Source organism: Methylophilus sp. DMC18 (assembly GCF_056314005.1).
On the sequence record NZ_JBQUZE010000004.1, the window covers coordinates 219,480 to 233,103 of the forward strand.

General features: G+C 53.7%; 13 protein-coding genes. 2 read left to right on the forward strand and 11 right to left on the reverse strand.

Going from position 1 to position 13,624, the window contains the following annotated elements; translation table 11 throughout:
- The first annotated feature begins 25 nt into the window (after positions 1-25).
- Positions 26-1,018, forward strand: a complete 993-nt coding sequence (locus ACT53G_RS11000) for a catalase family peroxidase (RefSeq protein WP_194749057.1) — start codon at positions 26-28, stop codon at positions 1,016-1,018.
- A gap of 87 nt (positions 1,019-1,105) precedes the next feature.
- On the opposite strand, the gene msrB is transcribed toward ACT53G_RS11000, so the two are convergent.
- A complete protein-coding gene (msrB, locus tag ACT53G_RS11005) occupies positions 1,106-1,552 on the reverse strand; it encodes a peptide-methionine (R)-S-oxide reductase MsrB (protein ID WP_379074005.1) in 447 nt (148 codons plus the stop codon).
- A 194-nt stretch (positions 1,553-1,746) separates the two neighbouring features.
- On the opposite strand from msrB, the gene ACT53G_RS11010 reads away from it, so the two are divergent.
- Positions 1,747-2,667, forward strand: coding sequence for a bestrophin family protein (locus ACT53G_RS11010; RefSeq protein ID WP_476169418.1), 921 nt, complete (start codon positions 1,747-1,749; stop codon positions 2,665-2,667).
- 65 nt (positions 2,668-2,732) lie between these two features.
- On the opposite strand, the gene ACT53G_RS11015 is transcribed toward ACT53G_RS11010, so the two are convergent.
- From ACT53G_RS11015 to mrdA, 10 genes are all read right to left on the reverse strand, one after another.
- Positions 2,733-4,004: a D-amino acid dehydrogenase gene (locus ACT53G_RS11015; RefSeq protein WP_476169419.1), complete on the reverse strand. Its 1,272-nt coding sequence runs from the start codon at positions 4,002-4,004 to the stop codon at positions 2,733-2,735.
- A 117-nt stretch (positions 4,005-4,121) separates the two neighbouring features.
- A complete protein-coding gene (gene gshB / locus ACT53G_RS11020) occupies positions 4,122-5,057 on the reverse strand; it encodes a glutathione synthase (protein ID WP_476169420.1) in 936 nt (311 codons plus the stop codon).
- Positions 5,058-5,069: 12 nt separating this feature from the next.
- Positions 5,070-6,395 carry a glutamate--cysteine ligase gene (gene gshA, locus ACT53G_RS11025; RefSeq protein ID WP_194749049.1) on the reverse strand — a complete coding sequence of 442 codons (1,326 nt, stop codon included), beginning with the start codon at positions 6,393-6,395 and terminating at the stop codon, positions 5,070-5,072.
- Positions 6,396-6,453: 58 nt separating this feature from the next.
- Entirely contained in the window at positions 6,454-7,434 is a 981-nt protein-coding gene (lipA, locus tag ACT53G_RS11030) for a lipoyl synthase (RefSeq protein WP_476169421.1), read from the reverse strand.
- Positions 7,424-8,038: a lipoyl(octanoyl) transferase LipB gene (gene lipB, locus ACT53G_RS11035; RefSeq protein WP_476169422.1), complete on the reverse strand. Its 615-nt coding sequence runs from the start codon at positions 8,036-8,038 to the stop codon at positions 7,424-7,426. The genes lipA and lipB overlap by 11 nt, the downstream gene beginning before the upstream one ends.
- 13 nt (positions 8,039-8,051) lie before the next feature.
- Positions 8,052-8,339, reverse strand: coding sequence for an HP0495 family protein (locus ACT53G_RS11040; protein WP_194749045.1), 288 nt, complete (start codon positions 8,337-8,339; stop codon positions 8,052-8,054).
- A 41-nt stretch (positions 8,340-8,380) separates the two neighbouring features.
- Positions 8,381-9,478 (reverse strand): D-alanyl-D-alanine carboxypeptidase family protein, encoded by a 1,098-nt coding sequence (locus tag ACT53G_RS11045; protein WP_476144942.1) that lies wholly within the window; start codon positions 9,476-9,478, stop codon positions 8,381-8,383.
- Between the two features lie 85 nt (positions 9,479-9,563).
- Positions 9,564-10,568 (reverse strand): septal ring lytic transglycosylase RlpA family protein, encoded by a 1,005-nt coding sequence (locus ACT53G_RS11050; protein ID WP_194749043.1) that lies wholly within the window; start codon positions 10,566-10,568, stop codon positions 9,564-9,566.
- 28 nt (positions 10,569-10,596) lie between these two features.
- Positions 10,597-11,694: a rod shape-determining protein RodA gene (gene rodA, locus ACT53G_RS11055; protein ID WP_194749041.1), complete on the reverse strand. Its 1,098-nt coding sequence runs from the start codon at positions 11,692-11,694 to the stop codon at positions 10,597-10,599.
- Positions 11,687-13,621 (reverse strand): penicillin-binding protein 2, encoded by a 1,935-nt coding sequence (gene mrdA, locus ACT53G_RS11060; RefSeq protein ID WP_476169423.1) that lies wholly within the window; start codon positions 13,619-13,621, stop codon positions 11,687-11,689. The genes rodA and mrdA overlap by 8 nt, the downstream gene beginning before the upstream one ends.
- Positions 13,622-13,624 lie beyond the last annotated feature (3 nt).

Consider the following 13,624-nt stretch of genomic DNA (forward strand, 5'->3'; position numbering starts at 1 on the left):
TGAATTTTCATAGAAAGGATTCAACATGAAGATACAAGCGTTAGTTGCCGTGTTATTTGCCACAGCATTGACTGTCTCCAGCCCGTCGGTATTTGCAGAGGAAAAACCGGTGACCGAACAATTGGTGGACACCTTGACCACTTTATCCGGCGGCCCCCATGCCGGCTACCGCGCCAACCATGCCAAAGGCGTGATGGTGGAGGGGACATTTACCCCTTCTGCACAGGCGGCTTCGGTCAGTAAAGCAACACACTTCCAAAAGGCAACGCCGGTGTTGGTCCGCTACTCGAATGCCACCGGCGTGCCAAATATTCCGGATGCCAATGGCAATGCGTTTCCTAAAGGCATTGCGATCCGCTTTCAATTACCGGATGGCACCGCAACGGATATCGTCAGTATCTCGGTGAATGCTTTTCCAACGGCGACGCCAGAAGACTTTCTGGGCTTGCTCAATGCCGTGCGTGACTCTCAGGGCAGTACGGCCAAGCCTAGCCCAGTCGAGCAGTTTTTAGGCAGCCATCCAGCTGCACTCAAATTTGTGACCACACCCAAACCGGCGCCTGTGAGTTTTGCGACGCAACCTTTTTATGGCGTGAACGCGTTTGAGTTTACCAATGCTGCAGGTAAAACCGTCTTTGGCCGGTACCAGATTGTGCCCGTGGCCGGCGCCAAATTTTTGAGCCAGGAAGCGGCTGACAAAGCTGCACCTGACTACCTGATGACCGATATTGTCGAGCGTGTAAAAACAGGCGCGGTGCAATATAAATTATTGCTGCAACTGGCTGACGCCGGGGATGAAGTCAACAACGCGACCGTCGTTTGGCCGGACAGCCGCAAGGTGATTGAGTTAGGAACACTGACCTTGAATAAGGCTGTGGCAGACAGTAAAGCGGCTGAAAAGCCCATCATGTTCAATCCGCTACAGCTGACAGACGGCATTGCGCCTAGCAAAGATCCTATTTTGCTGGCCAGACCAGCGGCTTATGCCGTCAGTTATGGCAGAAGATTGGCGCATTAAGCTTATTCAGCAAAGCATGGCGAGCTGAATCTGAAACGGCGTTGTTTGCGTGAGCAAACCGCGCCGTTTGCTTTTAACGCCGGCCAACTACTGGGCGACAAATGCAATCGCTTTGCCATTAATGCAATAGCGCAGTCCACTCTCTGTTTTGCCATCGGGGAAGACGTGGCCCAAATGCGCATCACACACATTGCACTTCACTTCTACGCGTTGCATGCCATGGCTATCGTCGGCGTAATAAGCAATCGCATTCTTTGCAAGGGGCTGGTCAAAGGAAGGCCAACCTGAGGCAGAGTCAAACTTTTGGCTAGAATCAAACAGCGTTTGCGCGCAACAGGCGCAGGCATAGCGCCCTGGCGTAAACGCCACACACATTTCTGATGAAAACGGCCGCTCGGTGGCACTTAAACGTGTAATGGCAAACACCTCTTCATCCAAAATCTCTCGCCAGGCACGCACGGATTTTTGCAATTTGCGTTCTGGGGGCAGATTCCCTTCGCGCGAGAGTTTAAGTATATCTTTCCATTTAAGCATGGTATCCATCCATCAATTTCCAACCCGGTGACTTGTTACTGTTGAAGGTTCTCATCTTGTTTAGCACTGGGAAAACGGCGTTAAATCATGCATTTCCATGTCTTATCGCCACATTTGCTGCCAGCACTGACAGATAAACTACAAACTATCGAGTATATCACTGGTGTGATAGTTCACCAGATGGGAGACATGCCTTGATTGTTAGACCAAGACCGCACTTGTTTGAACTGTTTTTTATCATCAAAGGTTCTATCGTGCTCAAGATCATGCCGCTGCTGACATTTGTGGCAACACTGTCAGCTGTCGTGGTCTCGATTTATACCTTGAAGCCCGACTGGTTACCCAAGTTTGATGGCGGGCCGTTCGCCTTGCTTGGCATCACGCTGTCTATTTTTCTTGCCTTTAGAAATAACGCCTGTTATGAGCGCTGGTGGGAGGCGAGGAAGGTGTGGGGTGAGTTTATGCTCACCGCGAGAAACCTGGCACGCTTGAGCCAGATACTGGATACCCAGGGTGAACACAGTGCCGCCCGCAAGCAATTGCTGGAATGCAATATTGCTTACGCGCACGCGTTGCTAAAGCAGCTGCGTCCAGGGGATCAACTGCCACGGATCAAGCAACTGTTAGCCGCGCCCGTGGCAGAAGCATACTTGCAGAGCAAAAATCCGCCAGAAGTCATTTTACGTGCCATGGAGCGCATCCTGATACAGGCATTGGCGGAGGGCCGCATCCAGCCTATACAGTTTAATTTGCTCGAAGAATTGATTCAGAAGCTGGCGGCGACGCAAGCCGCCTGTGAACGGATCCAGAACACGCCGATTCCGTTTGGCTACACCTTATTGTTGCACCGCACCGCCTATACTTTTTGTTTTTTGATGCCCTTTTGTTTTGCCAATACCCTGGGCTGGGCCACGCCGTTTGTGACTGCATTGGCAGCTTATACCCTGTTTGGACTCGATGCCCTCGGTAATGAACTCGAAGAGCCTTTTGCCCCGATTGCCAATGCGCTGCCGATCAACGCGCTGACTGAAGTCATAGACATTGAGCTCATGGAAGCCTTGGGGCAAAGTGATTTGCCCGCGTTGCCGACCGCCAAAGAATTTGTACTGATGTAAGTGCACAGACGATTTCTCTACTGAGTGATTTTACTCAGTAGCAGCGATGGCTTGGGTGACCGCGGCTAGAGATAGCGGGAAAGTTGCAGGTCTTGCGTCTCGATGGCCGGTGTCTCCTGCGCCATTAAATCGGCCAGCACTTGCCCGGAGCCGCAAGCCATGGTCCAACCCAGCGTGCCGTGCCCGGTATTGAGCCACACATTGGGGTAAGCCGCGCTTGCCTGGCCGATCAGCGGCGTGCCATCCGGAGTCATGGGGCGTAGCCCCGTCCAGAATTGCGCTTGTGCGACATCCCCGGCATACGGGAACAAGCCGTTGAATACAAATTCCAGCGTGGCCCTGCGGCTTGGGTTGAGGCTTAAATCAAACCCATGCAATTCCGCCATCCCGCCCACCCGGATGCGCTGATCAAAGCGCGTAATGGCCACCTTGTAAGTCTCATCCATCACGGTGGACACGGGGGCGGCTGCAGCGTTGATCAGGGGCACGGTCAAAGAATAGCCTTTTACGGGATAGACCGGCAGATTGAGTCCCAACGCCTGCGAAAGTTGGCGCGAGTAGCTGCCAAGGGCGACCACATAATGGTCTGCCTGCAATACTTCTACGCCATTTGCCGTTTGCACCTCTACGCCAAGCAGCTGGCTTTGCTGTGTCAGTAAGCGGTGTATTTGTGTTTCTTGTCTGAACTTCACCCCAAGCGCTTGCGCCTTGGCTGCCAGTTGCGTGGTAAATAGCTGGCAATCCCCGGTTTCATCCCCAGGCAGATACAACCCACCCAGCAACGCATCTTGTACGTGAATCAGGGCAGGTTCAATGCGTACACAGCCTGCAGCATCCAAATGCTCAAACGGCACGCCCATGCGTTCAAGTACGGCAATATCCTTGGCTTCGGCGGCGAGTTGTTTTTTGGTGCGGAATACTTGTAAGGTCCCTTGACTGCGTTGCTCATAATGCAAGCCCGTCTCTGCGCGCAAACGACGCAGACAATCGCGGCTATACTCGGCCAGACGCACCATGCGCGATTTATTCAATTCATAACGTTCGAGCGAGCAATTGCTTAAAAACTGTGCAATCCAATGACATTGCCAACGCGTGAAATCCGGTTTGAGTGAGAGTGGCGCATGGCGCTGAAACAGCCATTTAAGCGCCTTGAGGGGCACATCCGGGCTGGCCCAAGGGGCGGAATAACCCGGTGAAATTTGCCCTGCATTGGCAAAACTGGTCTCCAGGGCGACCGCTGGTTGACGGTCTATGACCGTGACTTCAAAGCCTTTTAACGCCAGATAATAAGCGCTTGTCACGCCTATCACCCCGGAACCCAGCACTAAGACCCGCATGATGACACTCCTGCAACGATGTGAGGCAGTCATGATGGACTTACCCGCACTGGATGATGTTAACAAAATCGGCTGTCAGCAGGGGGAATATGATCGCGTTAAGGATGAGACGGGCGGTCAGGCCATCTGTTTTTCCAGCGCCTCTACCATCACTCTGGCCGGATCACAGTCTGTTTGTGCCGCAATCTCTACCATGCCAGTCGGGCTGGTGACATTCACTTCGGTCAGGTAGTCGCCAATCACATCCAGCCCGACTAAAAACAGGCCGTGTTGTTTCAGCACACTGCCGACGGTCTCGGCAATTTCTTTGTCACGGGCGCTCAGGGGCTGGGCCACGCCTTTGCCGCCGGCGGCCAGGTTGCCACGGGTTTCGCCGGTTTTTGGGATGCGGGCGAGGGCGTAGGGCAGGGGTTCACCGTTGATGATCAGGATGCGCTTGTCACCTTTGACGATCTCTGGAATATAGCGCTGGACCATGATGGTTTGTGCTTCAAATCGGGTCAGCGTTTCCAGGATGGCGTAAATATTGGGGTCGTCCTGACGCAAGCGGAAAATGCCACTGCCGCCCATGCCATCCAGCGGTTTGACGATGATGTCCTGATGTTCGGCCAGAAAGGCCAGAATTTTGCTTTGCAGGCTGGTGACGATAAACGGCGGGGCAAATTGCGGAAAGCGCGCGACAGATAGTTTTTCGTTCCAGCCGCGAATGGATGACGGGTCGTTAATGATACGTGCCCCTTGCTGTTGCGCCAGCTCAAGCAAATAGGTGCTATACAGGTATTCGTTATCAAACGGCGGGTCTTTACGCATCAGCACCGCATCAAAACTTGCGGGGGCTTGTGTGATTTTGTCACCGGTTTGCCAGTGCCCGTCTGCATTGAATGCAAATGTCTGCGCATCCACCTTGACCTCGGCTTGCTGCAAGTGCCAGTCGTGTTGTTCGCAGACCCATAGCACGTGTCCACGCGCTTGCGCCGCGCGCATGATGGCAAGGCTGGTGTCTTTGTAACTTTTGAGTGAGGCCAGCGGATCAAGAATAAACAGCAGTTTCATGATGAACCTTTGCTATGCGGTGAGCAGGTCGTTTTCCGGCAGGTCCCGCGCTTGCAGCTCGAGGCCAGCCGCTAACAGGGCCAGTCTTGCGACCACGCCATAAGCATAGAAGCGGTTGGGGGGCGCGTCGGGGGCGCCGGCACAGTCGGGCAGGGTGCAGGGTTTTTCAAACGCGAGCGGGGCAAAGTGCATGCCGGGCGCATTCAGGTTCTCATCGACGCCACGGCCGGTGTGCACACGGTAAAAACCGCCAATCACAAAGTGATCCATCATATACACCACTGGCTCGGCTACCGCGTCATTGATACTTTCAAAGGTATAAACGCCTTCCTGGATCATCACTTCAGACACTTGCATGCCTTCTTTGATCACCGACATTTTGTTACGCGCCTTGCGATTGAGGTCGCGTACCTCGTCGGCCGATTTCACGCTCATGATGCCCATGCCATAGGTACCTGCATCGGCTTTGACAATCGCAAACGGTGGCTGCGTGATGCCATATTCGTCGTATTTGGCCTGCGTTTTTTTCAGGATGGCTTCGACCTTATCGGCCAGCAGGTCTTCACCCACCCGGGCGTGAAAGTCCAGGCCGCTGGCGGTATCAAAGTAAGGATTTAGCAACCAGGGGTCAATTTGCAGCAATTGCGAGAATTCATCGACGACAGTGTTATACGCGCTAAAGTGCTGTGACTTGCGTCGGCTGAACCAGCCTGCATGTAACGGTGGAATCAGGGTTTGCTCCAGGCCTTGCAGCAGGTCGGGCACGCCACCGGACAAATCGTTATTGAGCAGAATGGCACAGCTGTCAAAGGCCGGGTATTCCACGCCTTCAAACGTTGCCGCCTTCAGTTGCAGGCGGTTGTTTACGCGCACCAGCGGTTCCAGTACCAGCGGCAAGCCATCATGGGTTTCTAGTTTGGTGATCTCTGTAATCTCTGGCGACAAGCTGCCGACACGGACTTCCATGCCGGCGGTTTTGAGAATGTGACAGAGCTCAACCACATTACGCAGGTAGTACGTGTTGCGGGTATGGTTTTCGGGGATCAGTAGTAAACGGCGCGCATCTGGACAGATTTTCTCGACCGCCATTTGTGCGGCTTGCACAGCCAGGCTCAAAAATTCGGGATTCAGGTTATTAAAGCCGCCTGGAAACAGGTTGGTATCCACCGGGGCAATCTTGAAGCCGGCATTGCGCAGGTCCACGCTGGCATAAAACGGGGCGGGAATCTCCTGCCATTTGGTGCGGAACCAGTGCTCAATATCCGGCATGGCTTGCAAAACGCGTTTTTCCAGTGTGTAGAGAGGGCCGCTTAAAGCCGTGGTTAAGTGTGGAACCATGGTTGCTCCTGTGCTTGTTATTTTATTCACCGGTTATCCGGCACTGCTGATGCAATGATTAGGCGATGACCCCATGCGCCTGCTGGTCGGCATGATAGCTGCTGCGCACCATGGGCCCGCTGGCCGCATTGTCAAAGCCCATGGCATCGGCTTGTTGTTTAAACCATTCAAAACGCTCTGGCGTGACATATCTCAACACCGGCAAGTGATGCACGCTGGGTTGCAAGTATTGCCCCAGGGTAAGCATGCTGACACCATGTGCGCGCAAGTCACGCATGACCTCTAAAATTTCTTCATCCGTTTCACCCAGGCCCAGCATCAAGCCAGATTTGGTCGGCACCGTTGGGTACAGTTCACCAAACTGTTTGAGCAAATCCAGCGAATGCTGGTAGTCAGAACCAGGGCGCGCCTGTTTATACAAGCGCGGCACCGTTTCCAGGTTATGGTTCATGACATCTGGCGGTGCTTCACGCAGAATTTTGAGCGAGATGTCGCGGCGGCCCCTAAAATCTGGCACCAGAATTTCAATTTTAATGGCTGGTGACTGGGCGCGAATGGCGCGGATGCAGTCGACAAAATGCTGCGCGCCACCGTCAGGCAAATCATCGCGGTCTACTGAGGTGACGACCACATAACGCAGTTTCATCTGTGCGATGGTGCGGGCGAGGTTTTCTGGCTCATTTGGATCCGGCGGCAAGGGTTTGCCATGCGCCACATCACAAAACGGGCAACGGCGGGTACAGATATCGCCCAAAATCATAAAGGTCGCTGTGCCGCCACTAAAGCATTCGCCAATATTAGGGCAGCTGGCTTCTTCACAGACGGTATGCAGATTGTTGTCGCGCAGGACTTGCTTGATTTCCTGGAACCGTGCCGAGTCCGGCACTTTCATGCGTATCCATTCGGGCTTGCGCAGCATGGGTTGCGGCACGATCTTGATCGGGATACGCGAGGTTTTTGCTGCGTCGATTTCTTTCACGCCAGCCACTTTCTTGGCCGGGCGGCTGCTTGCATCTATTGGGGTCGAATTATCTGACATGCGTCAGTTTCTCTTTCAATCGGTGGGTTAAATCGGCGGCAATGTCAGGCATTTGCAGCGCAATATTTAATTCCCGGGTTTGCGTCATTTGCATGCCGGCATAACCACACGGGTCTATATCGGCAAACGGCTGTAAATCCATGTCTATATTCAAACTCAGGCCATGGTAGCAGCACTGGTTTTTCAAGCGTAGCCCCAGCGAGGCAATTTTTTTGCCGTCTACATACACGCCAGGGGCATCCGCGCGGGCCACAGCCACCACGCCGTGCGCGGCCAGCCATTCTATCAGGCTGTCTTCCAAGATGGAGACAAGTTGCCGGACATTCAAGTGGCCGCGTGCCAGATCGATCAGGCAATAAATAATGAGTTGGCCAGGGCCGTGGTAGGTGATTTTGCCACCGCGGTCTACATTCACCACCGGAATTGCATTCTGTGGCAGGCGCACGCCGCGGCGGTTGAGGCCTAGCGTATACACAGGCGGATGTTCGGTGACCCAGAGCTGGTCAGGAGTACTGGTCGTGCGTTGGGCAGTGTATGCCTGCATGGCAGCCAGCGTGGCTGCATAATCAGTCAGCCCCAACTGGCGGATTTCCAAGGCAGGCATGATCGAAAAAGGCTTATAGCACAACCTTGACCATGGGGTGAGCGGTCAGGCTGCGGTAAATATCATCCAGTTGTGGCTTGGAGGTGACATACACCAGACAGGTCAGGCTCAGGTATTTGCCATTGCTGCTGCCACGCATTTCAATCAGGTGTGTATCAAAGTCTGGCCAGTGCAACTGGATGGTGCGGGTAATTTCGCTGGCGAAATCATCATGCGTTTCACCCATGACCTTGATCGGGAAATTGGTGGGAAACTCAATCAGGGTCTCTTCTATTTCCGGTAATTGCTCGAACTTGGTCATATGTTACCTACCTTTTAAACAGTGAGTGACGGTCAGCCTGTTTATTGCAAATACAAGCGGACCTGATCGATCATGCGTGAAAAGATATTGCTGGCCTCGACTGCCTGCATGGTGACCAGCGGCACGCTATGCACCACCTTGCCATTGAGGCTGAAATCCACCGCACCAACCGTTTGATGTGCTTTTAACGGCGCTTCAAGCGGTTTGGGCACGCGTAGATTCGCTTTCATATTGGCATATTCACCCTGGGGCAGCGTCAGGTAAACCGGTTTTACCACTGTGAGGTCAACCTGGTTTTCTGTCCCTTTCCATACCTTTTGCCGCGTAATCGCTTTGTCCGCCGCATAAATCAGTCTGGATTCATAAAACTGGAAGCCAAAATTCAGTAATTTTTGACTCTCAGCGGCGCGTACATTGTCAGAGGTGGTGCCAAGTACCACAGAAATCAAGCGGAAGTCATTGCGTTTGGCCGAAGAAATCAGGCAATAACCGGCGGATTCGGTGTGGCCGGTTTTCATGCCATCAACCGTGGGGTCTATAAACAGCAAGCGGTTGCGGTTAGGCTGGGTGATATTGTTATAGGTGTAAGACTTTTGCGAATACAAGCGCGCGTAGTCTTGCGGAAAGTCCCGAATCAGCGCATTGGCCAACATGGACAAGTCACGTGCGGTGGTGACATGGGCCGGGTCTGGCAAGCCTGTCGCATTCATAAAATGGCTATTTTTCATGCCCAGCGCTGCCGCTTTTTTGTTCATCAGCGTGGCGAACAATTCTTCACTGCCCGCAATGCCTTCGGCCAGGGTAATTGCCGCATCATTGCCTGACTGAATAATCAGGCCATGAAGCAATTCATCCACAGTGACGGTCATCGTCGTGTCGATAAACATTTTTGAGCCTTCGACCTTCCAGGCTTTTTGACTTACGGGCAAGGTCTGTGTCAGTGACAAGCGCTTTTGCTTGACCGCTTCAAAGGTCAGGTAAGCGGTCATTACTTTGGTCAGTGACGCAGGTTCCACCGGCATATCGGGGTTGTTCGCAGCCAGCAGATTGCCGGTATTAGCATCGCGCAGCACAAAGGCTTTGGCAGCCAGCGTGGGTACAGGTACATTGCCGGTAATGGCTTCAGCCGCCACCGTCATTAAAGGAATGGAAAGTAGAAAAGCAATACAAGAACGCCACATGGTCATCATTTAACGAGAAAAAATACTTAACGAGAAAACGGTGCTAGCGGGAAAAAACAAGCGCTGGCAACTGCAATTGGTCACGCATCTGATTGGCTGCTTGCGCGGCCATGGCGTGATCAGGATATGGGCCCAGAACAACCTGGAACATCTTGCCATTATACACTTTGTTCAGCAGGCTTTGTGTCTCGGGTACCGCATTGGAAATGCGCTGCTGCAGGCGGTCGGCATTTTCTTCAACGCCAAAGGCGCCGACCTGTACATACACACCGGTGTTGTCGAGTGAGGCAGCTGGTTTTGCCGATGCTTTGGGCATGCTTGCCGGCGCAATGTCTCTGGCGACGCCTGCACTGCTCGGGGCCGCAGCTATCTCCGGCTGGTTGGGGTCAATTAAAGTGATCTCTACCTGGGCCGAGCCATGCTGGGTGATATCGAGTTGTTTGGCCGCGGCATACGATAAATCGATGATGCGGTCGCGGCCAAAAGGGCCGCGGTCATTGACCCTGGCAATCAGGTTTTTGCCATTGCTCAGGTTGGTGACGCGCACATAACTTGGAATTGGCAGTGTGCGGTGGGCGGCGCTGAGTTTATACATGTTATAAGGCTCACCACTGGCGGTACGGCGGCCATGAAATTTTTTACCATACCAGGAAGCGTGTCCGGTTTGCGTAAACGGCGTTGTAATTTCCGACATTGGAGACACCAGTTCCCCATTCACGATATAAGGCTTGGTGGTCCCTTTCACGATGGGCTCCAACTTGGGCGTCACCGAGGTTTCCAGTGGAATGTTCGGATCAATGCCTTCGGTGGCATTGCCAGTGCTCTCGGGTTTGGGGTCAATATTAATGACTTTGGGTGCGCCTAGGGGCGCACTGCTGCCCGGCAATACCGCAGGCGGCGCAGGCGAGGCTGCGGGCGCGGCAGGGCGTGGCGTGGGCACGGGTTTTATTGGCGCAGGCGCCGTTGGACGTGACGGCATGCTGCTTTCGCAGGCAACCAGCCCGGCAGCCAGCAGCACGATAAAGAGTCTTTGTAGGGACAATGACATCGAGGTCCTTCAGTGGTTTCTGGCCACGTTAATCGGTGGCTACCAGCCGTTTATGCGACTGCACGCTCATCAGCAAACCCAGGCTTAGCCCTAAGGTCAAGAGTGAGGTGCCGCCATAACTGACCAGCGGCAAGGGAATGCCGACCACAGGCAGAATGCCGCTCACCATGCCCATGTTGACGAAGCAATAGGTAAAAAAGGTGGCGGCAATGCTGCCAGCCAATAAGCGGGAAAAAGTACTCTTGGCTTGTGACGCGATGATGAAAGCGCGGCCAATAATAATGGCGAACAGCAGCAATAACAGGCTGCAGCCTACCAGACCAAACTCTTCTGCAAACACGGCAAAAATAAAGTCTGTGGTGCGTTCTGGCACAAAGTCTAACTGTGACTGGGTGCCGTTGAGCCAGCCTTTGCCGGTCATGCCGCCAGAGCCAATGGCAATGGTGGCCTGAATAATGTGATAACCCGCGCCAAGCGGGTCCTGGCTAGGATCGATGAGAATTTCCACCCGCCGCCGCTGATAGTCATGCAGCATGGACCATAAAATGGGCAGCGCCGCGCCAAAGGCAATCGCGCTGCCAAAAATAAATTTCCAGCTCAGACCAGCCAGAAAAATCACATAAAAACCGGCGGCAAAGACCAGGGTGGCGGTCCCGAGGTCGGGCTGCTTGGCAATCAGCAAGACCGGCACCAGCAAAATGACCCCGGCGACGACATAGTCCGTGGTGCGTAACAAGGATTCACGTTTTGAAAAATACCAGGACAGCATAATCGGCACGGCCAATTTCATGAGTTCCGAGGGCTGGATTTTGGTCACGCCCAGATTGAGCCAGCGCCTGGCGCCATGGCTAATATCGCCGACCAGCGCTACCGCAATCAACAATGCCAGCCCGAACAAATAGGCGGGCAGGGCAATGCGTTCAATGTGTTGCGGCTGTGTGTTTGCAACCAGAAACATCACGCCCATCATTACCAGGATATTAATCAGCTGTGCATTGACCTTGAGCAGGGACTGGCCCGAGGCGCTATAGAGCACCATGAGCGCAACCACTAGCACCATGAGAACGGTGGCCAGCAAGATGGAGTCAATATGGCGGATAAAATGGCCGATCCACTGTTTAATCATGCTCTTCCTCCTCAACGACTGGGGGTGTGTTCTGTGCTTGTGTTTCGGCGGGCACCGCAGGGGCTGCCACTGCGGGTATTTTGCCCAGCAAATAATAGTCCATCACCTTGCGTGCAATCGGCCCCGCCGCCGAGCCACCGTGGCCACCGTTTTCCACAATGACGGCCACGGCAATTTTGGGGTCTTCAGCCGGGGCGTAAGCAATAAACCAGGCGTGGTCGCGATGACGTTCTGCAGTGGCTTTTTCGTTATATTTTTCATTTTGCTTGATACCCACCACTTGCGCCGTACCGGTTTTGGCAGCGATGTCATAGCCTGCATTGGCGCCCACTGAGGCTGCTGTGCCTCCCGGGCGTGTCACATCCATCATGCCCAGTTTCACAATCTCCAGATTCTCCGGGCTCAGGTTCAACTGGTCCGCCACTTTATGCGGCAACATCCTGACTTCGTTGGTTTTGGCATTCACAATCGCATTGACCAGATGCGGCTGGATGGCCTTGCCACTATTGGCCAGCGTGGCCGTGGCGTAGGCCAATTGCATGGGCGTGACCAGCGTATACCCCTGACCAATGCCTACAATGACAGTTTCACCCATATACCAGGGCTGTTTGAAGCGTCTTTGCTTCCAGCCCGGCGTCGGCAGCAAGCCCGCCAATTCGCCCTGGATATCAATATTGGTTTTTTCACCAAAACCAAAATGTCTGACAAAGTCGGTCAGCCGGTCTATGCCAAGCTCGACGGCCAGCCCATAAAAAAACGTATCGCAAGACACGGTAATCGCCTTGCGCATATCGACCGAACCATGGCCGGATGGTTTCCAGTCGCGGTAGCGGTGATGGCTGTTGGGCAGCATGTAGTAGCCCGGGTCGCTGATGGTAAACGGCGGTTGCCGCTTGCCTGATTCCAGCCCGGCCAGCGCGACAAAGGGCTTGAAGGTGGAACCAGGCGGGTAAATCCCCTTCAAGGTGCGGTTGATCAGCGGTTTATCCAGCGAATTGTTCAACAGGTTCCAGTTATCAAAATCAATGCCATCCACAAACAGGTTGGCATCAAACGACGGCATGCTGGCCATGGCCAGGACTTCTCCTGTTTTGGGTTGGATCGCCACCAGCGCGCCGCGACGTCCGGCAAACTCCTGCTCGGCGATTTCTTGCATTTTGGCGTCCATGGACAACACCACGTTGTTGCCCGAGGTGGGCGAGGCGCTTGACAGCACGCGCACAGCCCGGCCATCTGCATCAATTTCTACCTGCTGAAAGCCGGTGACGCCATGCAGCTCGGTTTCATAGGCTTGCTCGACGCCCGCCTTGCCAATATGCTCAGTGCCTTTGTAGTTCGACAGCTGGTTGTTTTCCTTGAGCTGCTTGAGATCGTGTTCATTGATCCGGCTGATATAGCCGATACCATGCGTGCCCAGGGTGCCATAGGGGTAATGGCGGAACAGGCGCGATTTGAGCTCAACGCCAGGAAACCGGAAGCGGTTCACGGCAAACTTGGCGGCTTCGTATTCATTAAGGTGGGTGCGGATCGGAATGCTTTCAAACGTATGGCTTTGCGCCCGCAGTTTTTTAAAGCGCTTGAGATCCGTTGGCGAAATCTCGACCAGTTTGCCCAGCTCGGCAATTGTGTCCTGCAAGTCTTCGGTTTTGGAGGGCGTGATTTCCAGCGTATACACAAAAAAGTTATGCGCCAGAATAATGCCGTTACGGTCAGAAATCAGGCCACGGTTCGGAGTGATGGGGACAATCGAAATCCGGTTGTTTTCTGCCAGTGTTTGATAATAGTCATAGCGAAAGACTTGCAGAAAATAAAAGCGGCCCAGCAGCGCAGAAAACGCTGCCAAAACCAACAGTACCAGAAAAACCAGACGAACCCGGAACTTGTGCTGTTCGTTTTGATGGTTTTTGAGTTCAGTGCTATACCCCATGTG